Source organism: Chryseobacterium sp. ZHDP1 (genome assembly GCF_018603435.1).
In the GTDB taxonomy this organism is placed as follows: Bacteria; Bacteroidota; Bacteroidia; order Flavobacteriales; family Weeksellaceae; genus Chryseobacterium; species Chryseobacterium indicum.
This window is the reverse complement of record NZ_CP075682.1, coordinates 4516978-4543444: the sequence shown is the minus strand read 5'-3', so window position 1 is coordinate 4543444 and position 26467 is coordinate 4516978. Positions and strand designations below refer to the sequence as shown.

General features: G+C 35.3%; 24 protein-coding genes. 12 read left to right on the top strand and 12 right to left on the bottom strand.

The features are described from left to right. Positions 1–13: 13 nt before the first annotated feature. The 9 genes from KKI44_RS21035 to KKI44_RS20995 form a co-directional block, all read right to left on the bottom strand. A complete protein-coding gene (locus KKI44_RS21035; protein WP_214588992.1) occupies positions 14–1681 on the bottom strand; it encodes a S8 family serine peptidase in 1668 nt (555 codons plus the stop codon). A gap of 3 nt (positions 1682–1684) precedes the next feature. After that, positions 1685–2305 (bottom strand): WbqC family protein, encoded by a 621-nt coding sequence (locus tag KKI44_RS21030; protein ID WP_375181041.1) that lies wholly within the window; start codon positions 2303–2305, stop codon positions 1685–1687. Between the two features lie 112 nt (positions 2306–2417). Next, positions 2418–4079 (bottom strand): signal peptidase I, encoded by a 1662-nt coding sequence (lepB, locus tag KKI44_RS21025; protein WP_214588990.1) that lies wholly within the window; start codon positions 4077–4079, stop codon positions 2418–2420. A 124-nt stretch (positions 4080–4203) separates the two neighbouring features. Continuing rightward, complete coding sequence (dapB, locus tag KKI44_RS21020; protein WP_214588989.1) at positions 4204–4905, bottom strand: 4-hydroxy-tetrahydrodipicolinate reductase; 702 nt, start codon at positions 4903–4905, stop codon at positions 4204–4206. Between the two features lie 141 nt (positions 4906–5046). After that, the gene (locus KKI44_RS21015; RefSeq protein ID WP_214588988.1) at positions 5047–5688 is read right to left on the bottom strand and encodes a DUF5683 domain-containing protein; all 642 of its coding nucleotides are present in this window, start codon (positions 5686–5688) and stop codon (positions 5047–5049) included. Continuing rightward, positions 5689–6579, bottom strand: coding sequence for a ParB/RepB/Spo0J family partition protein (locus KKI44_RS21010; RefSeq protein WP_214588987.1), 891 nt, complete (start codon positions 6577–6579; stop codon positions 5689–5691). 35 nt (positions 6580–6614) lie between these two features. Beyond that, positions 6615–7388 carry a ParA family protein gene (locus KKI44_RS21005; protein WP_076392187.1) on the bottom strand — a complete coding sequence of 258 codons (774 nt, stop codon included), beginning with the start codon at positions 7386–7388 and terminating at the stop codon, positions 6615–6617. A 165-nt stretch (positions 7389–7553) separates the two neighbouring features. Further along, positions 7554–8390 carry an energy transducer TonB gene (locus KKI44_RS21000; protein WP_214588986.1) on the bottom strand — a complete coding sequence of 279 codons (837 nt, stop codon included), beginning with the start codon at positions 8388–8390 and terminating at the stop codon, positions 7554–7556. 473 nt (positions 8391–8863) lie between these two features. Beyond that, the gene (locus KKI44_RS20995; protein ID WP_214588985.1) at positions 8864–10150 is read right to left on the bottom strand and encodes an adenylosuccinate synthase; all 1287 of its coding nucleotides are present in this window, start codon (positions 10148–10150) and stop codon (positions 8864–8866) included. Between the two features lie 153 nt (positions 10151–10303). On the opposite strand from KKI44_RS20995, the gene KKI44_RS20990 reads away from it, so the two are divergent. Further along, the gene (locus KKI44_RS20990; protein ID WP_214588984.1) at positions 10304–11269 is read left to right on the top strand and encodes a hypothetical protein; all 966 of its coding nucleotides are present in this window, start codon (positions 10304–10306) and stop codon (positions 11267–11269) included. A 229-nt stretch (positions 11270–11498) separates the two neighbouring features. On the opposite strand, the gene KKI44_RS20985 is transcribed toward KKI44_RS20990, so the two are convergent. Beyond that, positions 11499–12167, bottom strand: a complete 669-nt coding sequence (locus KKI44_RS20985) for a DUF2461 domain-containing protein (protein ID WP_250902112.1) — start codon at positions 12165–12167, stop codon at positions 11499–11501. A gap of 358 nt (positions 12168–12525) precedes the next feature. Here KKI44_RS20985 and KKI44_RS20980 point away from each other — a divergent pair, with 358 nt between their 5' ends. The 8 genes from KKI44_RS20980 (at position 12526) to KKI44_RS20945 (ending at position 20232) form a co-directional block, all read left to right on the top strand. Further along, positions 12526–14220, top strand: coding sequence for a DEAD/DEAH box helicase (locus tag KKI44_RS20980; RefSeq protein ID WP_214588983.1), 1695 nt, complete (start codon positions 12526–12528; stop codon positions 14218–14220). Positions 14221–14372: 152 nt separating this feature from the next. Next, the gene (locus KKI44_RS20975) at positions 14373–15011 is read left to right on the top strand and encodes a DUF47 domain-containing protein (RefSeq protein ID WP_076392175.1); all 639 of its coding nucleotides are present in this window, start codon (positions 14373–14375) and stop codon (positions 15009–15011) included. Between the two features lie 20 nt (positions 15012–15031). Continuing rightward, positions 15032–16174 (top strand): inorganic phosphate transporter, encoded by a 1143-nt coding sequence (locus KKI44_RS20970; protein WP_087712448.1) that lies wholly within the window; start codon positions 15032–15034, stop codon positions 16172–16174. A gap of 395 nt (positions 16175–16569) precedes the next feature. Continuing rightward, complete coding sequence (locus KKI44_RS20965; protein WP_214588982.1) at positions 16570–17541, top strand: polyprenyl synthetase family protein; 972 nt, start codon at positions 16570–16572, stop codon at positions 17539–17541. 85 nt (positions 17542–17626) lie between these two features. Beyond that, positions 17627–18577 (top strand): GSCFA domain-containing protein, encoded by a 951-nt coding sequence (locus tag KKI44_RS20960; RefSeq protein ID WP_214588981.1) that lies wholly within the window; start codon positions 17627–17629, stop codon positions 18575–18577. 6 nt (positions 18578–18583) lie between these two features. Next, positions 18584–18934, top strand: a complete 351-nt coding sequence (locus tag KKI44_RS20955) for a hypothetical protein (RefSeq protein WP_116098970.1) — start codon at positions 18584–18586, stop codon at positions 18932–18934. Next, positions 18931–19461 carry a DUF4269 domain-containing protein gene (locus KKI44_RS20950; protein ID WP_214588980.1) on the top strand — a complete coding sequence of 177 codons (531 nt, stop codon included), beginning with the start codon at positions 18931–18933 and terminating at the stop codon, positions 19459–19461. Before KKI44_RS20955 ends, KKI44_RS20950 begins: the two co-directional genes overlap by 4 nt. Before the next feature lie 3 nt (positions 19462–19464). Further along, positions 19465–20232, top strand: a complete 768-nt coding sequence (locus tag KKI44_RS20945) for a TatD family hydrolase (RefSeq protein ID WP_214588979.1) — start codon at positions 19465–19467, stop codon at positions 20230–20232. Between the two features lie 35 nt (positions 20233–20267). Here the strand turns inward: KKI44_RS20945 and KKI44_RS20940 are convergent, their stop codons facing one another. Beyond that, positions 20268–21575, bottom strand: a complete 1308-nt coding sequence (locus KKI44_RS20940) for a DEAD/DEAH box helicase (RefSeq protein ID WP_214588978.1) — start codon at positions 21573–21575, stop codon at positions 20268–20270. 85 nt (positions 21576–21660) lie between these two features. Then, positions 21661–22149 carry a DUF6438 domain-containing protein gene (locus KKI44_RS20935; protein WP_214588977.1) on the bottom strand — a complete coding sequence of 163 codons (489 nt, stop codon included), beginning with the start codon at positions 22147–22149 and terminating at the stop codon, positions 21661–21663. A 270-nt stretch (positions 22150–22419) separates the two neighbouring features. On the opposite strand from KKI44_RS20935, the gene KKI44_RS20930 reads away from it, so the two are divergent. The 3 genes from KKI44_RS20930 (at position 22420) to KKI44_RS20920 (ending at position 26424) form a co-directional block, all read left to right on the top strand. After that, a complete protein-coding gene (locus KKI44_RS20930; protein WP_214588976.1) occupies positions 22420–23562 on the top strand; it encodes a hypothetical protein in 1143 nt (380 codons plus the stop codon). 23 nt (positions 23563–23585) lie between these two features. Then, positions 23586–25301, top strand: a complete 1716-nt coding sequence (locus tag KKI44_RS20925) for a T9SS type A sorting domain-containing protein (RefSeq protein WP_214588975.1) — start codon at positions 23586–23588, stop codon at positions 25299–25301. A gap of 160 nt (positions 25302–25461) precedes the next feature. Then, positions 25462–26424, top strand: a complete 963-nt coding sequence (locus tag KKI44_RS20920; protein ID WP_250902065.1) for a transposase — start codon at positions 25462–25464, stop codon at positions 26422–26424. Positions 26425–26467: the final 43 nt, after the last annotated feature.

Here is a 26467-nt window from a genome sequence, read left to right as displayed (position 1 = left end):
ACAGGAAGATATACTATTTTTTAACAGTCTTTTTTACGGATTTATCAGCCTTCTTTGAAGAGCCTGCTTTTCCGTTGTAAAAATGCGTATAAGCATATTCTGCCGCTTTTTTAAGATCAATTACTCCTCCTGCTTCAGAGAAATCTCCGAATTGATTTGTTGTACTTGGGTTGCTGGATTTCACCAAAGATTCGATAATCTGTACAGGTGTTAAATTAGGCATATAAGCCAATAAAACTGCTGCAGCTCCTGCTACAACCGGAGAAGCCATAGAAGTTCCCTGTAAGTATTTATATTCATTATGAGGAACGGTAGAATAAATTTCTTCACCCGGAGCAAAAACGTTTACCATTTTCTTATTGAAGTTGGAAAAACTCGCTCTTAATGCATCATTTTTATTGGTACTTGCTCCTACAACCAATACGTTGTTTACAAATGGTTTTTCATCGGTTACATTCTTAAAGTTGGTAGGATAAGCCAGATGTTCTGCCACATCTTCGTTTTCATTTCCTGCAGCTTTTACCAGAAGAACTCCTTTATCCTGAGCATATTTAAATGCATTCCAAACTACATTTTTACCCGGAGAAACCGGCTTTCCGAAGCTCATGTTTAAAACTTTCGCTCCGTTATCTACTGCGTATCTGATTGCGTTGGCAACGTCTTTGTCTCTTTCATCACCATTCGGAACGGTTCTTACAGACATTATTTTCGCTACTTTCGAAGCAACTCCATACTGTATTTCTTTTCCGTTCGGAAGACCGGCAATAATTCCCGCTACGTGAGTTCCGTGTTCTGCATCCGGACCTTCGTAATGATTGTTTCCGTAATTTTTCTCAGAATAATCGTCATAGTTATCTCCTACGATTTCTTTTCTCGGATCGTAATTAAGATCATACTGCTTTTCCTGAGGACCAAAATAGTCTAAAGCTTCTTTAATCTGACCGCTCATTGCTTTTTCAAACTCTGCAGCCGATTTTCCTTTAAATTCAGGACTTTGAGCAACCTGCGCCAAAACCTGCGCCGCCATTGCTTCTTTTTGATCTGCAGGTTTTATTGCTGCAACATTTTCAGGAGTAAGAGGTTTTCCGTTCAGTAGTTTTACCATTACGGGAATTGCCTCATTAATCATAGTATAGGTCTTGAATCCCTGCTTTGCCTCAACGCTTTTCTTAGTGAAAAGGTCTTTAGCTTTCATATACATTGCAAATTCTTCAGGCATTTTAGCTTGGTTTGCTTTGTTTTTTGTAGAATCATCTCCTTCGAAAACAGGTTTATATTTAACAACAACTCTGGTTACCTCCATATTGTCGATGTCTATATCTCCATTTTTACCCCCGATAAAGTTCCATCCGTGGATATCATCGATGTAACCGTTACCATCATCATCTTTTCCGTTGTTCGGCACTTCATTAGGATTTGTCCAGATGTTTTTTACCAATCCCGGGTGATCCACCTGAACTCCGCTATCTAACACACCTACCAAAACTGTCTTTGGCTTAAGACCTTTAGATTCTAAAAATTTATAGGCATTTTCTGTATTTACCCCATAAACTTTCGTTGTAGCAAAATCTTTATGATACCACGTCATAAGATCTTTATCCTGCATCGGATCTTTTGCTTCCTGCGCCTGAGAAAAACCAATCCCTACTAAAAAAACAGCAGCTAATAATACCTTTTTCATTTACTATGAATATTTAATATTTTTAATATAAGTCAAAGATTCCGGTCCTTTGTTACAAATTAAGTCCAAAACTGATAAATCTTTCAAAAAACCACGTTTATCAGAGAACGTTTGATAATATTCGTCCATTTCGTATTCTGAAGGTATTTTGGCTGAAAATTGATCTCTGAAATTAATTTCTTCCGGAAATTTGATATATTCTTCATTCAAAGAGTGTGCCTTTTCTGTTTTAAGGATCTGCTGAACGATTTCAAGAGTTTTAAGGTTAAAATCCAACAGATGTTTTTCTTTCAGATCGTAAATCTTTCTGAATTTATCTTCATAAAATTCAAAATACGGAGAGCTTTGATAGGCGGTTTTAATGGATTTCCAATGCAAATTCCTCCAGTCTTCACGGTGAGAAATTTCAATATCCTTAAATTCTCTGCATCCGTTATGAGCAATAGGAATGATTAATGATAACTTTCCGTTGGCTCCGAAAATATTAGCTCTGTTTCTGTACGTCTGTTTCGGAAAACTTTCAAACTGTTCAAATACAATTTCATTTTCAGGATCTAAAAACACTGAAAACCAAGAAATTGGCGGCAGATAAAACGCCGGTAATAATACATTCTTCATATTCATAATGCAAAAATGAAGTATTTTTTCAAATACTTCATTCTATTTACAATTTATTTTTTCAATTAAATAATTGATTTTGAAACTTTGTCAAAGATTTAAACTTTGACAAAGTGAATTACACATCGTCTTCCGTCTTTTTCTTTCTGAATAATTTCATGAAATATTCCCACCCGAAGAACAGAATAAGAATCATCGCTGCAATCCACCAGTAAGAGGTTTTGTTGGCTTCTCCTGTATTGGTTGCTTTAAACATTCTTTCCCAACGAACTTTTTTAGGAGCCTGATAAGTAGAACTTGCATCCGCAAAAACTCCCTGAACACTCATCCAGGTAAACATTGGCTTTCCAACGATATTTTCTTCAGGAACGAAACCAAAGAATCTTGCATCCAAAGAAGCGTCTCTGTTATCTCCGACCATCATATAATAATCCTGCTGAATGGTATACTGATTGGTTTGTTTTCCGTTGATGAAAATTTTACCGTTTTTATTCTCTAGCTTATTGTGTTCATACTGAGAAATAATCCACTGGTATTCCGGTAAGGTTTCCTGATTGATGGTAACCACATCTCCTTTTTTAGGAATCTTTAAAGGTCCGTACCAATCCTGATTCCAAGGTTTGTTGATTGGGAAAATAGACTGGGTAGTATCAATACTTTTGGTGTACGCTGTTTTATCAGCATTCAATTTATAAGAAATCGTTGCAGAATCTTTAGGATAGATATTTTCTTCCATGCTGATCACGTTCGGTAAAGATTTAATTTCTTTAGCCGTTTTATCAGTAAGTCCCTGAAACATATAAACAAATCCGCCGCTTTTTTCATTCTGAATTTCTCTAACAGGCAAAAATCCGTAAATGTTATAAAGTCCCGGAATATCCAACTGCGTTCCTGTGCTTACTGTGTATGCATGCTGAACTTCCTGATCTCCTAAATATGTTTCAGCTTTTCCGTTAACGAAAAGTCTTCCTGCTCTCATTTCGAAAGTATCTCCCGCAACAGCTACACATCTTTTTACGTAAGGATCTTTTCTGTCGATGGCAGTGTGCACGGAATCCTGTGGATAATTGAAAACAACAATATCTTTTTTCTGAGGCTTGCTAAACTGAAAAATTCTTTCATAAGGTAATTTTACAGCGTCCACATAAGATTTAGGATCATCTTTCGGGTTTCCTTTTTCCCCTGTATCCATGATGGTTCCCTGTAAGAAGGGAATCGCCAGAGGACGCATTGGAAGTCTGTATCCGTAACTCCATTTGTTTACGAAAAGGAAATCACCTACCAATAAAGTTCTTTCCATAGATCCTGTCGGAATTCCGAAAGGCTGTGTTACAAAAACGTGAATTATTGTTGCGAAAACTACCGCAAACGTCACAGACCCAACAAATGAATCTTTCTTTTTTGCACTTTTTTCTTCGTCGGTAAGAAAGATGGCATTTTCGTCTTCCAGCTCAACATCTTTTCCATAATTTATCGTTGCCATGTAGATAAACGGAAGAATGACTGTAAGAAACTGATCTTTGAAGAGCGTTTTCCCGAACTTTTTCACTAAATACAAATGAAAAACAGACATCATAATAGGTCCTACGATTGGCAGATATGATAAAATTGCCCACCATTTCGGATGTTTTGTCTCTTTTAAAATAATGAAATAGTTGTAAAAAGGAATAAACGCGAAAAGCGGACTATATCCTAATTTTTTGAACAGTTTCCACGTGGAAATCCCCATCAATACAGATAAAATGAGAACATAAACTGCGTACGTTAAAAAATAATTCATAAATTTTTGTGCCTAATCTATAATATAATTGATGAATGATGTCTTGATAAATGATCACAAATTCACTATTAACACTTCACCATTCACTCTTATTAGTTTGCAATGTAAGAATTTTGTTACAATATTAAAGTCCCAAAACGTCCTTCATCGTGAAATTTCCTTTTTTATCTTTAATCCATTCTGCCGCAACTACTGCACCCAGTGCAAAACCACTTCTGTTGAATGCGGTATGTTTGATTTCTATTTCGTCCACTTCGCTTCTGTAAAAAACACTGTGTGTTCCCGGAACCTCATCTTCACGGATGGCAAAAATGCCCAGTTGATTTCCCTGCGTTTCTTCCAGTTTCCAGGAATCGAATTTCGGATTGTTTTTAAAAATTCCTTCGGCGATGGAAATTGCTGTTCCGCTTGGCGCATCTAATTTGTGAATGTGATGAATTTCTTCTAACTGACAAGAATATTCGTCTACATTTTTCATTAAATCTGCCAGTTTTTCGTTTAAGGCAAAGAATAAATTAACACCAAGACTAAAGTTTGAACCATATAAAAAAGCGGTTTCTTTTTCTACAGCCAGTTTTTCAATTTCGGATTTTTTTTCCAGCCAGCCCGTTGTTCCGCAGATCACCGAAATTTTGTTTTCCAGACAGGCTTTGATGTTTTCGTAAGCAACTTCCGGTAAGGAAAATTCGATTACAACATCAGGATTATTGAGATTTTCAGCAGTTGGAGTTTCTTTTAACCGGGCAACGATTTCGTGTCCTCTTTTAGTGGCAATTTCATCAATGATTTTGCCCATTTTACCGTATCCAACTAATGCTATTTTCATGTTCTTCTTTATTTAATTTTATAATCTAATGCAAAGCCCGTAAAGATTTCTTTAAAATCCTCCTGCATATTCTTCGTTCGCGAAGGCGTTTGACTTCGTCGAATCTTCGATTTCACTAAGCTAAGACTGCATTACTTATTTTTAAAATCTGTAACTTAAACTTAAGCCCGTTTTCGGAGGTGCAATTCCATACTGATCCTGAATCATTGCCGGATTAAGCGTAAGATCCGGATCGTGTCTCGCTTCGTATAAATGGGCATCAACCACTGCATCTACGATATTCAGAATGTAAATTAATCCTGTAATTGCAATGGCGTAATCTCTCTGCCTCTTTGATCTGTCCTGTGCATTTCCGAGAGCCACTTTGTCGAGCCAAGGATGGCTATCAACAAATTCATTTGGAGTTCCGTTGAGCTTGGCGATGTAATATTCACGGTATCTTCTGTACTGATTGTCATTCCAGACTGCAATTCCTACCCCCGCTCCTACTGCTCCTAAAACAATGGGAACCTTCCAGTATTTTTTATTATACACCTGTCCCAATCCGGGAAGTACGGCAGAGTACAACCCTGCTTTTGTAGGGTTAAGTTTTAGCGTTTTTTTTGTAGGTCCGTTTGCTTTTTCAAGATCTGCAACTACCCTGCTTTCTGTTTTGATGTTGTTCTTTTCCACGGCAACACTGTCTTTCGGGCGATAGTCTACCCGAATAGTGTCGTTAGGATTTACCTGTGAATACGCAAGAGCGAACAGACACAGAAAAAATGTGAAAAGTATTTTTTTCATTTATTTAATATGGGATAAAATATATTCCAGCTCATCTTCATTTTTGAAGTCCAGAACAATTTTACCTTTTTTACCGTTTGGAGAGGCTTTGATTTCAACTTTTACATCTAAAATATCTGCAATTGTTTTCTGCGCTCTTTTATAATTGTTGGAAAGCTCGGCTTTTGCTTTTTTCGCCGCCGGAGATTTCGGGTTTTTAATGGCTGTAGCTGCCTGTTCTGCCTGTCTTACATTGAGTTTTTCTTTGATAATTAAATCAAACAAAATCTGCTGATGTTCTTCGCTTTCAAGACTGATGATGGCTCTTCCGTGTCCTGCAGAAATTTCTCCGCTTCGGATCGCATTCTGAATATCGGGATGCAGTCTCAGTAATCTGATGGAATTTGTAATGGTACTTCTGTCTTTCCCTACTCTCTGGCTTAGATTTTCCTGGGTAAGACCAATTTCTTCCATCAATCTCTGATATGTTAATGCAATTTCTATCGCATCAAGATCTTCTCTCTGGATGTTTTCAACAAGTGCCATTTCAAGAAGCTCCTGATCATTAACCAGACGGATGTATGCCGGAATAGACTCTAATCCTGCAATTTTACTTGCGCGGTAACGTCTTTCTCCGGAAATGATTTCAAACTTTTCGCCGTCTTTTCTTAAGGTAATCGGCTGAATAACACCTAAATTTTTAATCGACTGCGCAAGTTCGTTCAATGCTTTTTCGTCAAAATAAGTTCTTGGCTGAGACGCATTGGGATAAATATCTTCTAATGCAATTTCTACGATATTCCCTACAAACTTATCTGCTCCCTCATCGGTGGCAGAATTGATCGTTGCTTTGGATTCGGCACTAAGAATTGCGCCCAAACCACGTCCCATTGCTCTTTTTTTATCCTTCATATTTTGTTTTTAGCGTTTAGCTTAGCTAGCTGCTTTTAATTCTTTACTAATTTTTCGTTTTTCAATAAAACTTCTTCTGCCAACTGAATGTACTGTATTGCTCCTTTACTTTCTGCATCGTAATTCAGGATACTTTCTCCGAAACTTGGCGCTTCGCTTAATCGTACATTTCTGCTGATAATGGTTTCGAACACCATTTCAGGGAAATGAGAATTTACTTCTTCCACGACCTGATTGGATAGTCTCAAACGGCTGTCGTACATCGTAAGAAGCAGACCTTCAATATCCAGATCTTTATTGTGGATTTTCTGAACGTTTTTGATGGTATTCAGTAATTTTCCAAGACCTTCCAACGCAAAATATTCGCACTGAATCGGAATGATTACAGAATCTGCTGCTGTAAGCGCATTTACGGTAATAAGACCTAAACTCGGCGCACAATCGATAATAATATAATCATAATCGTCTCTTACGCTCTGTAAAGCTTTTTTAAGCATATACTCACGCTCTTCTTTGTCGACAAGCTCAATTTCCGCTGCCACCAAATCGATGTGAGAAGGCACAATATCCAGATTCGGAGTTGCTGTCTGTTTAATACATTTTGAAGTTTCTACGCTGTGCTCCAAAAGATTGTATGTAGAATATCTTACGTCTTCTACGCCTAAACCTGAAGTTGCATTCGCCTGAGGGTCTGCATCGATGATTAATATTTTTTTCTCTAATACCCCTAATGCTGCGGCTAAATTAACAGCTGTTGTTGTTTTCCCAACTCCTCCTTTCTGATTAGCGATACCTATGATTTTTGCCATTGTTAGAACTTTAAGTTTCAAAAATACACATTTTTCCCTGCTCTTAATAAAGGGATAAAACGAAATTTGAGTTAAAATATTGTTAATAAGCAATTTAGCAATAAAAAAAATTATCCACAAAAAAAATTCTTTGTGGATAACTGTTCAAGATTTGTTTTTTATGTCTTATTGATCAAATTTCATTGTGATCGGAAATTTGAAATAACTTCTTACGGATTCACCCTGTTTGTTTTTTGCAGGTGTCCATTTTCCTTTAATCGATCTGATTGTTCTTACCGCCTCACTATTGAAATCCGCATCTGAACCCGCAGCCTTTATTCCAGAAATGGTACCGTCTTTTTCTACAATAAAAGTAATCGTGGTTTTCATTAATTCACCAGAATCAAAGCCTGATCCGTCAAAATTACTCATTACTTTATTTCTGAATGAGTCGATTCCACCATCAAAATTTGCTTCTTTTCCTAAATCTCCACTATTGAAAATTTTATTGGGATCCTCTTTAATTACTACTGGTGGAGCCGTAGTAATTACAGGACCAGTTCCGATCGTTGGAGTTGTTGGTACATAAGTATTTGGTGGAGCAGTTTCTCCATCAGGATTATTTCTTGTTCCTGCAACAGCTCCTTCAATTTTCTCTACAACTTTTTCATTGGTTACATGAGAAGTAGGTGTCGGAACCGTATCATCGAATGTTTTTACAGGAGCAGATGGTGCTTTTGGAGGCAGAACTGCTACTGGAGGTGGTGTATCATCATATTCATTAATAAGAATTGGTGGAGGTAATTCATACCCTCCTTCGTCAGTCACTTCGGGATTCTTAAATGCATTAATCGCAAGCGGAGTTAAAGAAACGGCAGCCAATACACTGACTCCTATAAAAAATGCTTTTGTTAAGATTCTGTCTGATTCTCTTCTTAATACATAAGCTCCGTATTCTTTGTTACGGTGTTCGAAAAGAACTTCGTTAAAACGAAATTCCTGATTTTGATTTGTGTGTTTCATCACTAAAATATTTAAACTGTTAAAAAATTTTGATTATTAGTTTTTATGATCTTACCAATAAGCATTGATTCAATATCAATTTTTTTGCCAAATATCTGTTAAAATGATAACGTTTTTAAAATTTTAATGTTAAATAATAAAATTAACTATGTTGTAAATAATAAATTCCTGATTTTAAATATTTTACGGAGAAAGTTAAAATTGCAGACCTTTATTTTAGCCCAGATTGAGCGGCATGTTTGAGCTCTTTTTGAGGTTTCGGCGGCGGCAAAGCCGCCGCCGAAACTAAGAAAAAGCGAGTAGCGAAAGCTGGAAAAAGCTCCTGAAAAGGGAATTGGTCGATAGTTGATGGTTGATGGTTGAAATTTACGGAATAAAAAGAAAGTAGAAATTTAGTTTTTAAGAATCAAAGTATCCAATAAAAAAAGAGACCACCGTTTGATGATCTCTTTCTGTATGTTGAAAAAATATTCTTAGAATAATTCTTTTCTGATGATATTTTGGCTTCTTTCCGGTCCAACAGAAACCAAATAAACGTTGATTCCTAAATATTTCTCGATAAATTCGATGTATTCCTGAGCGGTTTGCGGAAGTTCGTCGTAGCTTCTGGCTTTCGTGATATCTTCATTCCAACCCGGTAAATCCTGATAGATTGGTTCGTAGTTGTATAATTTTTCGGTGGATGAAGTGAAATAATCGATGATTTTTCCGTCTTCCGTTTTATAATGCGTAACGACTTTTAAATTTTCAATTCCTGTAAGAACGTCTAATTTTGTAATCACTAAATTATTGATTCCGTTGATCATACATGCGTGCTTCAAAGAAACAAGGTCTAACCAGCCTGTTCTTCTCGGTCTTCCTGTCGTCGCTCCGAATTCTCCTCCGATCTGTCTGATTTTCTCACCCAGTTCATTATCCAGTTCTGAAGGGAAAGGTCCGTTTCCAACTCTTGTACAGTATGCTTTGGCAACACCAATTAAGTTTTGAAGGGAAGTTGGCGGAACTCCCGCTCCTGTACAAACTCCTCCTGTAGATGGAGAAGATGAAGTTACGTAAGGATACGTTCCGAAGTCGATATCCAGCATTAAAGCCTGCGCTCCTTCGAATAAAACATTTTTACCGTCTCTGATCGCTTCATTCAGTTCAAGTTCGGTATCTACGATTCTGTGCTGAAGCTGTTTTCCGATTTCTAAATATTCGTTGTAAATTTCTTCAACGTCCAATGTAGGTTTTCCGAAGTATTTTTCAAAAAGAGAATTCTTGATTTTTAAGTTTTTCTCGATTTTATCTCTTAAGATCTCAGGATTCAAAAGGTCGATCATTCTGATCCCCACTCTTGCAATTTTATCTTCATAGCAAGGTCCGATCCCTTTTTTTGTTGTCCCGATCTGCGTTCCTCCGTGCTCTTCTTCACGGTACGTATCCAAAAGAATGTGGTAAGGCATGATGACATGCGCTCTTCTGCTGATGAAAATGTGATCTGTCTTTAAGCCTTTGCTTTCGATCTGATTCACCTCCTTAATGAAAGATTTAGGATTTACCACTACTCCGTTGGCAATGATACATTTCCCTTTGCACTGAAGAACTCCCGATGGAAGAAGGTGCAAAACGAATTTCTCTTCACCTACATAAACCGTGTGACCCGCGTTGTCTCCCCCTTGGAAACGTACAACGTAATCTGATTTTGCCGATAAAACATCCGTGATTTTTCCTTTACCTTCATCTCCATACTGAAGACCTACAACTACGTAAGTTGACATATTTTACTTTTATTTTAGATTCATGCAAAATTACTTTTAAAAAATTGGGTGGGCAAATTTGTGGCGGATTTTATTTTTTGGGTGGGAATTATGAGCTTGAAAATACATTTCTGACATTTATTATTATATTTGAAAATCAATTATTACAAACTAATGACTATAAAAGAAGCCATCTTAAAAAGCCTTGAAGATTTAATAATACCAGTATATAATATAGAAGTCTACAATCACATTGTTGAAAAAAATTATTATGAATTTCTAAAAGGTAAAACTCCTTCTTCAACAATATCTGCGCAACTTGGTGACTTTATAAGATTGGGGGATTCAAGAGTTAAAAGAATCAAAAAAACTAACGGCACTTATTATTATTATCTAACAAAGAATGAACAACAGATTGAAGAATACATTTTAGATGATGAAAGTACGATTGCAGTAAATTTAAAAGGGGAAATAAAAACCAAGGTCTATGAAGAAAGAGACCTACATAAATTATTGAGTAGTTTTTTGAAGAACACTGAAACTTTCTCTAAGACTATATTTCATGAACAATCTAACGGAAAGGACAGTAATCAAATATGGACTCATCCTGATATGATTGGGATCAAATTTTTAAATCTTCAAACCAAAGCAAGCCAAAACTTTCTAAAATCAATTAATCGCGTTGATACATTTAAGCTAAGTTCATATGAACTTAAAAGAGAAATTAATAGTGATAGCGAACTTAAAAAGGCTTATTTTCAAGCTGTTTCTAATTCAAGCTGGGCTAATTATGGATATCTAGTTGCTTTTGAGTTTAGCGACAGTCTGAATGAAGAAATGTCTAGATTAAATCAGTCCTTTGGAATTGGAATTATTGAGTTGAACGCTAATCCTTATCAAAGTAAAATATTATTCCCCGCAGTTTATCGAGATTTAGACTTTAAAACCATTGATAAGCTTTGTAAAATAAACAAAGAATTTGAACATTTCATAGAACAAACAGAAAAACTATTAACAGCTAGCGAAAAATATATTACTGGTGCAGAAAAAGAATTGAACGAGTTCTGTGATAAGTATTTTTTAAGCGACTCTGAAATAGAAAAATATTGTAAAGATAAAAACATTCCTTTTGAAAAATAATCAAAATCACTACAATTAAAAATTGCTTTAATAAAAGGCGAAAACTCAGGTTTCCTGCGGAATGACAGACAAAATGAATTGTTAGATTTTGCAAAGTTTCATTAATCGATACAACGCTACAACATATTCAAAACTATGATTCGTAAGAATTTCCACGTTTTGATTTATACAATTTATCGATCCTAACCCACACAGGTTTTGAAAACCTGTGTGGGTTGAACAAATCCACCTACAAAAAAGGCGTATTCAGAAAATCATTCAAAGGCTTCATCACTTTAAAGATTTTGGCAAGATTTTTCACGGCATTTTTATCGAAAACTTCTTCATCTTTCAGGTTATAAACTACGATAAAACTTTTCAGTTTGAGATACTCTCCCATCGGATCTTCCTTTTCAAAACCCTGCGGAATTTTTTTCAGCTTATCATCCTGATCAAGATCCGGAAAATATTTTTTGAATTCTTTGTTATTGATGACTTTAAGAAAATCCTCTCCATATAAAGAAATTTCTTTTCTCAACTCCTTTAAAACTGAAGATTCGGGCATGTAAATTCCTCCGGCAATGAACGATTTCCCCGGCTCCAGATGAAGATAATATCCGCCTTTCGGACTTCCTTTTCCCATTCCCAATGACGCTCCGAAATTCGTTTTATAAGGAATTTTATCCTTTGAAAATCGTGTATCTCTGTAAATTCTGAACAGAGATTTCTTGGCATCAATTTTTCCCAGCTCATCGTCAAAACCAGACATTTCTTTAATGAGATCTCCAAGAAAAGCAATCACATTTTCCTGAGATTCCGTGTAAAGGTTTTTATTTTCCGTAAACCATTCGCGGTTATTGTTAACGGTAAGTTGATTAAGAAAATCGAATACTTTTGGAGAAATTGTTGCAGACATCATTCTGTAAAGTTTTTTATTTTAAATTGTAAAACTGATAATTTGTAATGATTCAAATGTACAAAAACCGAACTGTTTTCAATTATACTTTTTCCACACAAATAACCAAATAAAGAATTTAAATGGATCTGAAAGTTTAAAATTTTTGAAAATTCATAAATTCCAGAGAAAAAATAAAACACATCTAATAAAAAAAAACAATGGTTAACATCTTTATAATTTGCACCCTGTTTTTTTGCATTTAATTTTCAAAATAAAAGTAAAAGATTAAAGGATTCTGAATTTAAGTTTAATTATTTAAAAATAATTCAAAAACAAATCAAATATTTATTGTATATTTGCAGAAATTTTATAATATTTAATGAATTTATTTACGGAGACCAATTTAAGTCCTGATATTCTTAAGGCAATTGGCGAACTGGGCTACGAAAGCCCGACAGAAATCCAAAAACAGACTATCCCTTTTATTCTTTCAGATATTCGCGACTTGATCGCACTTGCGCAGACGGGGACAGGCAAAACAGCAGCATTTTCGCTTCCGATTTTGGATATGATTGACGAAACGAGTCGCAAAATCCAGCTTTTGGTGCTTTGTCCGACACGGGAATTATGTCTTCAGATTGCTAAAGACATAAAGAATTATTCTAAGTACATGCAGAACATCAAAACCACAGCGGTTTATGGTGGAAGCAGTATTATGGAGCAAATGAGATCTCTGAAGGACAAACCGCAGATTATTGTGGGAACTCCGGGAAGAGTAATCGATTTGATTAACAGAAAGGCTTTAGACTTTTCTGCTATTCACTGGTTGGTTTTGGACGAAGCAGACGAAATGCTTTCCATGGGTTTCAAAGACGAATTGGAAACCATTTTAAGTGAAACACCGGAAACAAAACAGACTTTCCTTTTCTCTGCAACGATGAACAAGGAAGTGGAAAGAATTTCCAAAAACTATCTTACGAAGCCGCACAGAATTTCTGTAGGTTCTATTAACGAGGTTAAAAAGAACATCAAGCATGAATATTATGTGGCAGGTTACCGTCAGAAAAAAGAAGCTTTAAAGAGATTAATTGATTCCAACCCGAATCAGTACTCCATTATTTTCTGCAGAACAAGAATGGAAACTCAGGAAGTTGCCGATTTCTTAATGCAGAACGGTTATGCAGCAGATGCACTTCACGGAGATCTTTCTCAGGCGCAGAGAGATACGGTAATGAAGAAATTCAGACTAAAAAACATTGATATTCTTGTAGCGACAGATGTTGCAGCAAGAGGTCTGGATGTAAATTCTCTTACCCACGTTATCCACTATTCTTTACCGGACGATCCTGAAGTTTTCGTACACAGAAGCGGAAGAACAGGAAGAGCAGGAAAAGACGGAATTTCAATGTCTTTAATTAAGCCTGAAGAAAGCAGAAAATTAAAGCAGATCAAATCGGCTACGAAAATTGAAATCACGGAAGGTAAAATTCCTACCGGTGACGATATTATCAAAGCTCAGGTTGGAGGAGTTTTCGAAAGTCTATTCGAAATTCACGAAGATTTCTTTGAATTTGATGACTCTCTGATTCCTGATTTATCGGCATTCACGAAAGAAGAACTGGCGCACAAGCTTCTTCAGTTCCAGTTAAAGGATCTTGCAATGTACTACAAAGACAGACATGATCTTATTGAGCAGAAACTGAGCAGCAGAGATGATGACAGAGGTTCAAGAAGAGACCGTGACAGAGGAAGAGACCGCGACAGAGGGGAACGTGGAGAAAGAAGCGACAGAAGAGAACGTGGTGCAAAACCAAGAAGGAAGAACGAAAATATGGTTCGATTTTTCTTCAATCTTGGTAAAAAAGACCAGTTGAAAAAACTTGACGTTTTAGACATCATCAACAAAGCGACATCTTCAGGAAAAAGCAAAAAAAGAGCCGAGATCGGAGACATCGAAATTCTAGAGAAATTCTCTTTCTTCGAGGTTGAAAAATCTTTCAAAGGAGATCTTTTAAGCAATATTTCTACAATGAAATTCAGAGGTAAGGAAATGAGAGCTGAAGAGGCTAATTAATCTTACTGAAAATATATCTAAAACCGGCTGTAAAGTCGGTTTTTTTATTTGATAATCAGGCGTTCATCCAATGTTAACAAAACTTAACGTTATCCCCTTTCAGGTAAGGCGGTTTTTTAAGAAATTTGCACACGAATTATAAAAACTTTACAATGGGAATTGGTAATATTTTCCACGCTTTTCAACCGAAAGATAAAATCTTCTTTGTACTTTTCGAAAAAGTAACAGAAAACCTTGTAGCAATGTCTGAGGAATTCAACCACGGAATCAAAGATTTCGATCTGAACGACGATTCTATGTTGAAAAAGATGAGCGATTACGAACACAAAAATGATGAGCTTACTCACGAGATCTTCGTAGAACTGGGGAAAAACTTCATTACTCCTTTCGACAGAGAAGACATCCACACTTTAGCAACAGGATTAGACGATATCGCAGATTACATCTACGCTTCCACAAAATATATCTTCCTTTACAAGTCGCCGGAAATGAAGGCCTATTCAGACTTCTCATTGCTGATCCACAAAGCTTGTCTTGAGATCCAGAATGCAATGAAAAACCTGAAAGGATTCAAAAATATGGAGCAGGTAAAAGAAGCTTGTATCAAAGTAAACTCTATCGAAAACATTGCAGACGATTTGTTATCCAATTCTATGGTAGAATTGTTCGAAACAAACGACGCGATCAACATTATCAAAGTTTCATCTGTACTTAATTATCTTGAAGTCGTAACTGACAAAGCAGAAGATGTTGCCAACACGATTGAAAACATCATGATTAAATACGCATAATTAATAATTATAATTAAACAATGGAATTTCCGATTTTACTTATAGTTATTATTGCATTGGCTTTGATATTCGATTACATTAATGGTTTTCATGATGCAGCCAACTCAATTGCGACTATTGTTTCTACAAAAGTTTTAACTCCGTTCCAGGCGGTTCTTTGGGCAGCACTCTGGAATTTTGCAGCTTTCTTCATCGCTGCTTACATCATTGGAGAATTTAAAATTGGTAATACAATTGCCAAAACAGTTAATGAGAATTTTATTACCCTCGAAGTTATCTTTTCAGGTCTTGTTGCGGCAATCGCATGGAACCTTTTAACATGGTGGTTTGGTATTCCCTCCTCCTCTTCACACACACTGATCGGAGGATTTTTAGGAGCCGCTTTAATGCACGCTTTTATGATGGATTACCACAACGTTGCAGCAGCACAGCCGGAATTGGGAACTTGGGAAACCGTAAAGGCAGCCGCTTCGCAGGTAACGCACCAGAGCGTTGTGAAATTTGACAAGGTAATCCCTATTTTCCTTTTCATTTTCATGGCTCCGATTATCGGGATGATTATCTCAATTATCATTACTTTAATTATTGTTCACCTTTATAAAAGATCAAACCCGCACAAAGCAGACCAGTCTTTCAAAAAATTACAGCTTGCTTCTTCAGCACTTTTCAGTTTAGGACATGGTCTTAATGACGCGCAGAAAGTAATGGGGATTATTGGTGCAGCATTAATTTACTATCATGTTGAAATGCTTCACGATCCGATTTATTTAAATCTTGAATCAGCAGCACGTTTTGATTATTTCGCACAGCATTATATCTGGGTTCCTCTGGTTTCGTTTATCGCGATCGCTTTGGGTACAATGAGCGGTGGATGGAAAATCATCAAAACCATGGGAACGAAAATTACAAAAGTAACTTCTCTGGAAGGAGTAAGTGCTGAAACAGCAGGTGCTATTACGTTATTTATTACAGATCACTTCGGAATTCCTGTTTCTACCACACATACGATTACAGGTTCCATTATCGGGGTTGGTCTTACAAAAAGAGTTTCTGCCGTAAGATGGGGAATCACTGTAAGCCTTCTTTGGGCATGGGTTCTTACTATTCCGATCTCTGCAATTGTTGCCGGAATTACTTACCTAGCAGTAACTGCATTATCTTAACAACTCAGATTACTCAAAATAATAAAACTTTGCTCTTTCGGGCAAAGTTTTTTGTTTTTTTAAATTGAAAAATTTGGAGCTATTTCCAGCTTTTCATTGCAATCTTTTTTTTCAAAAAAGGATTTCCATTACAATCTGGGCTAGTAATTGTTGGCGTGTATTCAAGTTGTGGAAGAAATAACCAGAGGATTTGTCATTCCGTATGAATCTAAGAAATTGTATTAGAAATAAAATCTAAAAAATTATATTTAGATTCATACGGAATGACAAATCATGTGAAAATAACTAAGAATAAAAAATTTCAATCACATAAAAGCGTTTCACTCTTAAAACGGTGAGGATTTTGTTTTATAAAGCCCTGAAAAATTGTATTTTTGTTCAAACTATTAGAATTTATGGAATTTTTAGACAGATATCAGCAGATTGTTGCGGATGCCATTACCAAATATACCTTTAAAGATAAACCAACTGAACTTTACGAGCCTATGAACTACATTATTTCGCACGGAGGAAAGCGTCTTCGTCCGATCATGGTTCTAATGGCCTGCGATTTGTTTGGAGGTGATCTTAAAGAAGCTATAAAGCCTGCTCTGGCAATTGAATTTTTCCATAATTTCACGCTGATCCATGATGATATTATGGACGAAGCTCCGTTAAGAAGAAACAAACCGACAATTCATACGTTACACGGAATTAACGTAGGAATTCTTTCCGGAGACGGCTTAATGCTGAAAGCCTATAAATTTTTCGAAGACCTTGAACCTGAAATTTTCAAGGCGTGTATCAGAATTTTCACGCATACAGGATTGCTTTTATGCGAAGGTCAGCAATATGACATCAATTTCGAAACTCAGGAAAACGTAACGTTTGATGATTACATCAGAATGATTACCTACAAAACCGGAGTTTTAAGTGCTTCTTCTTTTGAGATCGGAGCATTGATTGCAAAAGCAAACTTCAAAGATGCAAAATCAATTTTCAACTTCGGAAAACACATCGGAATTGCATTCCAGATCATGGACGATTACCTTGATGTTTTCGGAGATCAGGCGCAATTCGGAAAAAAACACGCCGGAGATATTTACGAAAACAAAAAAACCGTTCTTTACCTGATGGCGAGAGAACACGCTACGGAAGAAGAGAGAAAAGAGCTGGATTACTGGTATTCTAAAAAGACCGATAATATCGATAAAGTATACGGTGTGGAAAAGATTTTCAGAAGAACAAAAGTGGACGAAAAAGCATTACGTCTGATCGAAAAACATAACGAAATCGGACAAAGCTATCTTCAGAAAATTGATATTCCGGAGGAAAAGAAAAAACCGTTTGCTGAACTTGCCAATTATTTATTGAGAAGAGAATCATAATTTGATAATTAGTCAATTTGAAAATGAGTAAGCATAAATCTTAAATTTTCAAATTGACACATTCTCAGATTTTCAAATTGATTAAATGAAATTCAGAACCGAAGTTGATATCAAAGAATCGCAGAAGAAAATTGAAGTTGAAGATAGAATATTTTCGATCGGCTCCTGTTTTGCCTCTGAAATGTCGGATCTTTTTCAACAGGGGCAATTGCAGACCATCAACAATCCTTTTGGAACCATTTTTAATCCTTTTTCAATCAACAATGCGGTCAAAAGGCTTCATGATGCCGAGTTTTATTATGAAGAAGAACTGATTACCTTTAACGATGAATTTATTTCTCTGGATCATCACTCAAGTTTCGACACAAGATATGTTCATCAGACGTTACAGAAAATAAATTCCGGTCTTGAGGAAGGAAATTCCTTTCTCCAAAAAACCAACTGGATAATTATCACTTACGGAAGTTCATTTATTTACGAATTCACGCCCAAAAACAAACTCGTTGCCAATTGTCACAAAATCCCTCAGAAATTCTTTGAAAAAAGACTTTTGACCTTTCAGGAAATTACAGATTCTGTGTACAATACAATTCTGAACCTCAAAGACATCTGTACCGATGATGTTCAGATTCTGTTTACCGTTTCTCCGGTTCGTCATACCAAAGACGGAATGATTGAAAATCAGCTGAGTAAATCTAAACTGATCACAGCAATTCATGAAATGATTGATGAGCTGGATTACTGTCATTATCTTCCGGTTTATGAAATTTTAATGGACGATCTCCGCGATTACCGTTTTTACAAAGAAGATATGATTCATCCTAACAATCAGGCAATTAATTATATTTTCGAAAAATTCGGAAATGCTTATTTTTCGGATGACACAAAAGATTTCATCAAAGAAAATTTTAAAATTCACAAAGCGTTGGAGCATAAAACCAGCGACGAAAAAGATCCGAAATACATCGAATATAAAGAAAAATTAAACCTAAGGATTGAAGCTCAGCGAAAAAAAGTAAAGCATAAAATATTTTAAAAACTAATGGCTATTATTAAAAACACAGAAGGATTATCAACCGATCAATTAAATGATGAATTACAGAAAGGTGCTAAATTCGTAGTTTTTTCATATACAATTTCAATTATTTTCCTATCCTCAAAAAGACCAAGTGATATTTATTTTATAAAATCTGATGAGTCTTCCTCAAAATACAGTTGGAAATATTCGCTGTTGACTTTATTTTTTGGTTGGTGGGGAATTCCTTTCGGACCTATTTTCAGTATTGCCTCTTTTTACAGAAACTTTACGGGAGGAAAAGACATCACAAATGAAGTTTTACATCAGATAAACACCCATCATGTTGAGTCTTCAAATTCAATAGAATCAAAATGATTGATTTCACAAAAATTGACTATCTGAAAAACGGAAATGAAAGGCAAAAAAGAGCTTATGAAGTTTTGACGAGATATCATATTTTTGAAAAGCTGAAGGACTATTCTCCCATTTTGGCAGGAACTATTCCCATAGAAATTGATATTGAAGAAAGTGATTTAGACATCATTTGCGAAGTTGATCTTAATTTTGAAGAGGATTTTTTAGAAAAAGTGAGTTTTAAGATAATTGTTCCTGCAGAAACAGAAGTTACGGTGGAAAATATAATGATTGAAAACGAAAAAGCAATTGTTATGAATTTCAGACTGGAAGAATTTTCCATAGAAATTTTCGGACAGAATAGACCTGCAACCAAACAGAACGCCTATCTTCATATGATTGCCGAATACAAAATATTACAGGAAAAAGGTGAAGATTTTAAGCAGAAAATAATAAAATTAAAAAAACAGGGCATCAAAACGGAACCCGCTTTCGGCATCTTGCTGAATTTGGAAAATCCTTACGAAGACCTGTTAAAAATGATATAAAAAATGATTGATACCCATACACATTTATACGCAGAAGAATTTGATGAAGACAGAAAAGAAACCATTCAGAGAGCTTTAGATAAAGGAATTACAGAATTTTATCTTCCGGCAATCGATTCGGAATCTCATGAAAAAATGCTGCAACTGGAGGCAGAATATCCGGAACATATCTTTTCGATGATGGGACTGCATCCCTGTTATGTAAAACCAGAATCCTGGCAAAAAGAGCTCGAAATTGTTAAGAATTATCTTGATCAAAGGTCTTTTCCAGCCATCGGAGAAATCGGAATCGATCTATACTGGGATAAAACTACTCTTGATATTCAGGTGAAAGCTTTTGAACAGCAAATCGACTGGGCAATTGAAAAAGATCTTCCTATCGTAATCCACACCAGAGAAAGCTTTGATGAAACTTTTGAGGTTCTGGAAAGAAAAAAACATCCGAAACTGAGAGGAATTTTTCATTGTTTTTCAGGAAATTTAGAACAGGCAAAACAGGCAATTGACCTGAATTTCATTTTAGGAATTGGTGGTGTTGTAACCTTCAAAAATGGTAAAATAGATCAGTTTCTGAATGAAATCCCTTTGGATAAAATCGTTCTGGAAACAGATTCGCCTTACCTCGCTCCGGTTCCGCACAGAGGAAAGCGCAACGAAAGTTCATATCTTGATCTGGTTGCCGGAAAACTGGTGGATCTTTACAAAGTGGATTTTTCGGAGATTGACAGAATTACTACTGAGAATGCGAAAAAAGTCTTCGTTAAGACTTAAAAATAAAAGCCTTCCGGATTTGGAAGGCTTTCACATTATTTCTTTCTTGTAAAATTTTTATTCTTAGGCTTTTTAAAACCGACTGACGCAGCTCCGTTATCCGGCTTTGCCTTATTTCGGCTGAATTTTGAAGAATTTCCTCTTGCCTGTTTCGGTTTTTCCGATCCTGCAGGAACTGGCTTGTTATTCGAATCTCTTTTCTGAGCAACCAGATCGTCTGTATGAAACGGATGGTTTTTAACCACAGGAATTTTCATTCCGATCAGTTTCTCTGTATTGCGAAGATTGAGAAGATCCAGCCCGTCTACAAATGAAATAGAAGTCCCTTCCGCTCCTGCTCTACCCGTTCTTCCGATTCTGTGAACATAGGTTTCGGAAACATCAGACAACTCAAAATTAACAACGTATTTAAGCTCATCAATATCAATTCCTCTCGCTGCAATATCTGTAGCCACCAAAACTCTGGTTTTTCCGGATTTAAAATTGTTTAAAGCATTCTGACGCGCATTCTGGGATTTGTTTCCATGAATAGCCTCTGTTGTAATATTATCTTTCTGAAGTTTTCTGGCAATTTTATCAGCCCCGTGTTTTGTTCTTGCAAAAACCAATACAGAATCAGAAATATCATTCTTTAAAATGTGCGTTAAAAGATTCAGTTTATTATCTTTTTCTACAAAGTAAACCGATTGTTTAATGGTTTCTGCGGTAGATGAAACCGGAGTTACTTCTACTTTTACAGGATTATTAAGAATAGAATCTGCCAGTTTCTGTATTTCTGAAGGCATGGTTGCAGAGAAAAACAAAGTCTGTCTTTTCTGAGGTAAAAGTTTGATGATTCTTTTCACATCATGAACAAACCCCATATCCAGCATTCTATCCGCTTCATCCAGTACAAAAATTTCAAGATTTTTTAAGCTGATGATTCCCTGAGCAATAAAATCCAGAAGTCTTCCCGGTGTTGCTACCAGAATATCAACTCCTTTTTTTAATGCAGCTTCCTGATTTCCCTGCTTTACACCGCCAAAAATTACGAGATGTTTTAATGGTAAATATTTTCCGTACGCCTGAATATTTTCTTCAATCTGAATCGCCAGTTCTCTTGTAGGCGTTAAAATCAAAGCTTTAATATTTCTGTTGGGGAATTTGTTCTGAGCAAGATTCTGAAGGATAGGAATGGCAAAAGCTGCCGTTTTTCCTGTTCCTGTCTGAGCGCAACCCAAAAAATCTTTACCTTTTATAATTTCCGGAATCGATTTCTCCTGAATCGGAGTCGGGTTGGTATATCCTTGTTCCTGAATTGCTTTTGCAATAGGATCAATTAAATGTAAGTCTGTAAAATTCAAATAAATTGTATTTAATAATTAAAACAAAATTCCTTCAAAATGAAGGAATTATATTTTGCAAAGGTAGCTTAAATATTTTAATTAATTATTTTACTTTTGTCCATTGCTGACTGGTTCTTAAATCCTCGAAAAACCTATACAATTTCTCAAGTTTTTCAGTTCCCTTTTTGCCGTAATCTTCAACATGTTTTGAAGTTCCGTCTGTAAAATTGATTCTCAAATGGGAAGTGGGAAGATCTGTAATATTTCGCTCGCCATATTTTTCATTGAGATTTTTTACATCTGAGTTATCCAATAAAGTAATTAATGTATTATAATCTTCCTGTTTTATTGTCCCTTTAAAAGTTCCTTCACGGGGTTTATCGAACTCGCCTTTTGAAAATCCTTTTGAAAAATTAAAGTGTTCTGCTTCAAATACAGCCGTTCTGTCAGGATTTACTGTTATTTTAAAAATGGGGCAGGATCCGAAACAAGCACCTGCTTCATATTCAATTTTCGAATATTTTAAACCGTTTTTCTGAGAAATACACGAAAATAAAAAGATAAAAGCCAAAAGGCTTAATAAATATTTCATAGCTTACATTTGAGTGGTTTCTCTCAATAATTGTTCCAAAAGTGAAAACATTGAATTATATAGACTATAAATATTACCTTTTTATACTTTTTTAGGGTTAGTTCATCATAATACGATTTTTTCACCATAGAATCATAATTATTTATGAATTTTTCAAAGACAATTATGTATACAAATTATAAATATATAAAATAAAAAGCATTATAAAAAAGTCATTTAACGATGAATTTTATTTTATTCATAGTTACATTTGTGTCTAATTTAATAATCATGAAAAAAACAATCATTCTACTTTCTGTTATATTAGGTATTACAGCAAACGCTCAATGGAATCTTACAGGAAACACAGGAACAACTCCAGGAACAAATTTTATAGGAACTTTAGATAATCAACCCCTTGTTATTAAAATAAACAATGATGAAAAAATGAGAATTACACCAACTGGTCAGTTTTCATTTCATAATATAGGATATACAGGTCAGATCTGGGATAAAAACTTGCTTTTTGGCGGTGGTATGAGCAATACTACAGGTATTTTAAACACAGCGTTTGGTATGGGAACATTAACGCAAAACGCCACATCCTCAGGTAATGTTGCATTGGGAAGTAATGCTTTGGCTTCATTAACAAATGGTAATTCAAATACTGCGGTAGGTAGTGGCACCATGCGAAATACACCTTCTGCTACATTTAGTGTTGCAATAGGAACTAATGCTTTGGAGAACATGCAGGGAGGTACAGGAAACATCGGAATAGGACTGGGAGCAATGGGATCAGGAGCACTTGTGGGAGATGATAATATCGCTTTAGGAAATAGTGCCACGAGATATATTGGAAACGGAAGTTTAAATGTGATATTAGGAGCAAATTCCTTCAGAGCGTTAACAACAGGATCAAATAATATTAATTTAGGAGGTTCTAATGCAAGATATATTACATCTGGAAGTAACAATATATTTATAGGAACGAACATTGTACCATACAATGCGACGTCGCCAAACAATGAGTTAAACATAGGAAATTGGATTGTAGGAAATAACGGGACAATCGGAATCGGGCAGTTTACCAATCAGTTGCCCGTAGATGGAATCGCTGCGGATGGTGAAAAATATAAACTTTTTGTAAAAGACGGAATTAAAACTGAAAAAGTAAAAGTAGATATTGCTGCTAATAACGGATGGGCAGATTACGTTTTTGAGAAAGGTTATAAATTAATGCCATTAAATAATGTTGAAAAATTTATCAAAGAAAACGGACATCTTCCGGAAGTTCCTACAACAGAAGAAGCTATTAAAAATGGTATTGAACTTAAGGAAATGAATATTCTACTTCTGAAGAAGATTGAAGAACTTACGCTTTATACCATAGAGCAACAGAAAAGAATTGAAGCGCTTGAGAAAAAAGTTAAATAATTAATTATATAAAATTCTAATGCATGAAAAAGTTTTATATCGCAATTATATTAATCTTATTTCCTTTATTAACTTTCGCTCAAGGAGAAAATGATAACTGGTATTTTGGGAATTATGCCGCAATTAATTTTTCCTCTCCGTCACCAATTGTATTTACCAACAGCCAAATGACTACAAATGGAGCCTCCGCTTCTGTAAGCGACAGTAATGGGAAATTATTATTTTACACTAACGGAATTTCAGTATGGACCAGAGAGCATACTATAATGCCAAATGGAGGTAACATAATGCAGGAAACTCCTATGCAAATAGCTATTGTGAAACATCCTTCCAATCCTAATCTATACTATATTTTCAGTGGCGGGGTCGTCTCATCATCAAACACCTTTGTAGCGAGATATTCAGTTGTAAATATGTCTTTAGGAAATCTTGGACTTGATGGATTTTCTCTTGGTGATGTTGTACAAAGCCAGACAAATATTCCTATTTTAGATGAATTTGGAAATGATTTTACAACAGCAAAAGGAGTTACCATTGTTCCGCAAATAGATAATGCTTCTTTTTGGGTGTTAATTCCTACAATGACAAAATTATATAGTTATCCCTTAAACAATACAGGCTTTGTAAATAATCCCGTAACCAGTAGTTTAAATATTGAGAATGCTTATCCTTCTCCTTTTCAGCATTATGCCTATATCAAGGCTTCTCCAAAATTAAGATCATTGTGCAAAAGTTTTTCACATTATCTGAGTTTTAGCTCTGAAGATTTTGTAAACTCTTATAATGAAGGAAGAGTATACTCTTTTGATGACAGTACAGGACAAATAACAAATGCCTATGAACTAACAATTGCAAGTCTTACTCCCATCTTGACGGAATTCAACAAAGATGGTTCTATTTTATATGTAGGAACACACCTCTCGACTAATATATATGCTGTTAATATGTTGGCATCTACAAATAACAACATTATATACAACAGCATAGCAAATACCATTACCGGCAGTGTAGATTTTCAAGGAATTCAAAGAAATAAATACGGTGATATTTATTTCAAATATGCCTATATTCAAAATAACTACATTGGTAAAATTAATAATCCTGATGTTTTTGGCGGAGCCAGTTTAGATTTGTACAATCTAAATATATCTCCCGGCTATTCCAGTACAAATCCTAATTTGTTTCCTCAATTAGTTCCTACTCTTAATACCAACAATACAAGTAATAATTGTGTCCCCAATATTGTAAAAAATTCACAGGAAACAAATAATATCCATACCTATAATGCGAGTAATACTATTATTACAAATACAGCCTATGTTATAGATGCAGGAAAAAATATTACAATGAAAGCAGGAGAAAGTATTACATTGCTACCCAATACTTACATTAAAAACGGCGCTAAATATTATGCCAAAATTGAAGGATGCGGAGAACCCTGTGAAGGAGAAATTGAAGGGAAAAAACAAAATGTGAAATTATTTATGGATTTAAGGAAGAAACTTCCTGATGTACATGGAAGTGATATTAATTTATATCCAAATCCCGCTTCTGATTTTTTAACGATTCAATCCACTTTGAAAGTTGAAAATGTAAATATTTATGATATTTCGGGGAAGAAAATTAATACTGTATTGAATGGAAATACAATTGATATTAAACATATTCCTTCCGGATCGTATCTCATTACAATCGAAACCAAAGAAGGAAAAACAACAAAAAAGTTTATAAAGAAATAATCATTGACACTAAAAAGGAGAAACAAAGCATTTCTCCTTTTATATTTTTAGGCATAATACTGAAAAATAGTTGGTAGAATCCTATCAAAACCTCATTGTTAGGCTGCTTGGAGGAAGTTTTATGAAACGTGTTTCATAAAACTTTTTCTTTGTCTGAAAAATGGCAAAAAAACGTTGTTGGTCTTGTTCAAGCCTGGAGGTAATTCGTTGGGGAAAACAAGGGGGAAAGCAAAGATTTAAATGTAAAAATTGCGGGATTTTATTTACTCAAAACAGAACGGAGCAGAGAATTAAAAATCGTTTTATCTGGTTCAAAAAATGGGTATTGGAAAGGCAGACCTACAAAACGCTTTGCAGAGACAGCGGTTATTCGAAAGATACTTTGCAGAAAACATTTTATACCATTTTAGAGCAGTCTCCTACCTTAAAGATCATCAAACGGGAAAAGGTGAATTTAAGAATGGATGCAACTTATTTTGCTCAGTTCTGTTTAATTGCTTATCAGGATGATTTTGATGGATATACACAGCTTATCCGTTTTACCGATGGAGAACATTATGAAGAAATCAGGGAAGATTTAAACAATCTTTTACGGCTGGGCGTAAAGCTGGAAAGCATTACTACAGATGGACATAAAAGCGTTTTGAAAGCCATAAATAAATCTGATGGAGACATCATTACTCAGAGATGTCTGGTTCATATTCAGAGAATGTGCCTGATCTGGCTCACAAAGTTTCCTAAACACATTGCCGGTCAGGAACTTCGAAAACACGTTTTATTATTACTGAAAATTAAAACACAAAACGATAAAATCTGGTGGAAAAATGAACTCAACGACTGGTATTTGAGACATCAGGATTATATTAATGAAAAAACAATTAATCTTGAAACCGAAAGATACTGGTATACCCACAAGCTTATCAGACGATCGTATTTTACTATAAAACGGGCATTGCCCAATATGTTTCATTATCTGGAAAATCCCAATATTCCTAAAACAACCAATGGTATTGAGGGATATTTCAGCCATTTAAAAAATCATCTCGACCTGCACAGAGGTCTCACATTGAAAAACCGAATCAATTTCATCAAATGGTATATTTATTTTTCTAACGAAAAATAGAGTTTTTTTAGCCATAAGGTTCATCCGATAATAAACGAAAAGG

Excerpts from the sequence above, each read along its gene's own strand:
- KKI44_RS20950 (WP_214588980.1), top strand. The coding sequence starts at position 18,931 with ATGATTGATTTCACAAAAATTGACTATCTGAAAAACGGAAATGAAAGG.
- KKI44_RS20970 (WP_087712448.1), top strand. The coding sequence starts at position 15,032 with ATGGAATTTCCGATTTTACTTATAGTTATTATTGCATTGGCTTTGATA.
- KKI44_RS20995 (WP_214588985.1), bottom strand. The coding sequence starts at position 10,150 with ATGTCAACTTACGTAGTTGTAGGTCTTCAGTATGGAGATGAAGGTAAA.
- KKI44_RS21010 (WP_214588987.1), bottom strand. The coding sequence starts at position 6,579 with ATGAAGGATAAAAAAAGAGCAATGGGACGTGGTTTGGGCGCAATTCTT.
- KKI44_RS20935 (WP_214588977.1), bottom strand. The coding sequence starts at position 22,149 with ATGAAATATTTATTAAGCCTTTTGGCTTTTATCTTTTTATTTTCGTGT.
- KKI44_RS20990 (WP_214588984.1), top strand. The coding sequence starts at position 10,304 with ATGACTATAAAAGAAGCCATCTTAAAAAGCCTTGAAGATTTAATAATA.
- KKI44_RS20955 (WP_116098970.1), top strand. The coding sequence starts at position 18,584 with ATGGCTATTATTAAAAACACAGAAGGATTATCAACCGATCAATTAAAT.
- KKI44_RS20975 (WP_076392175.1), top strand. The coding sequence starts at position 14,373 with ATGGGAATTGGTAATATTTTCCACGCTTTTCAACCGAAAGATAAAATC.
- KKI44_RS20945 (WP_214588979.1), top strand. The coding sequence starts at position 19,465 with ATGATTGATACCCATACACATTTATACGCAGAAGAATTTGATGAAGAC.
- KKI44_RS21035 (WP_214588992.1), bottom strand. The coding sequence starts at position 1,681 with ATGAAAAAGGTATTATTAGCTGCTGTTTTTTTAGTAGGGATTGGTTTT.
- KKI44_RS21030 (WP_375181041.1), bottom strand. The coding sequence starts at position 2,305 with ATGAATATGAAGAATGTATTATTACCGGCGTTTTATCTGCCGCCAATT.
- dapB (WP_214588989.1), bottom strand. The coding sequence starts at position 4,905 with ATGAAAATAGCATTAGTTGGATACGGTAAAATGGGCAAAATCATTGAT.
- KKI44_RS20930 (WP_214588976.1), top strand. The coding sequence starts at position 22,420 with ATGAAAAAAACAATCATTCTACTTTCTGTTATATTAGGTATTACAGCA.
- KKI44_RS20965 (WP_214588982.1), top strand. The coding sequence starts at position 16,570 with ATGGAATTTTTAGACAGATATCAGCAGATTGTTGCGGATGCCATTACC.
- KKI44_RS20920 (WP_250902065.1), top strand. The coding sequence starts at position 25,462 with ATGGCAAAAAAACGTTGTTGGTCTTGTTCAAGCCTGGAGGTAATTCGT.
- lepB (WP_214588990.1), bottom strand. The coding sequence starts at position 4,079 with ATGAATTATTTTTTAACGTACGCAGTTTATGTTCTCATTTTATCTGTA.
- KKI44_RS21005 (WP_076392187.1), bottom strand. The coding sequence starts at position 7,388 with ATGGCAAAAATCATAGGTATCGCTAATCAGAAAGGAGGAGTTGGGAAA.
- KKI44_RS21015 (WP_214588988.1), bottom strand. The coding sequence starts at position 5,688 with ATGAAAAAAATACTTTTCACATTTTTTCTGTGTCTGTTCGCTCTTGCG.
- KKI44_RS20980 (WP_214588983.1), top strand. The coding sequence starts at position 12,526 with ATGAATTTATTTACGGAGACCAATTTAAGTCCTGATATTCTTAAGGCA.
- KKI44_RS20960 (WP_214588981.1), top strand. The coding sequence starts at position 17,627 with ATGAAATTCAGAACCGAAGTTGATATCAAAGAATCGCAGAAGAAAATT.
- KKI44_RS20985 (WP_250902112.1), bottom strand. The coding sequence starts at position 12,167 with ATGATGTCTGCAACAATTTCTCCAAAAGTATTCGATTTTCTTAATCAA.
- KKI44_RS21000 (WP_214588986.1), bottom strand. The coding sequence starts at position 8,390 with ATGAAACACACAAATCAAAATCAGGAATTTCGTTTTAACGAAGTTCTT.
- KKI44_RS20925 (WP_214588975.1), top strand. The coding sequence starts at position 23,586 with ATGAAAAAGTTTTATATCGCAATTATATTAATCTTATTTCCTTTATTA.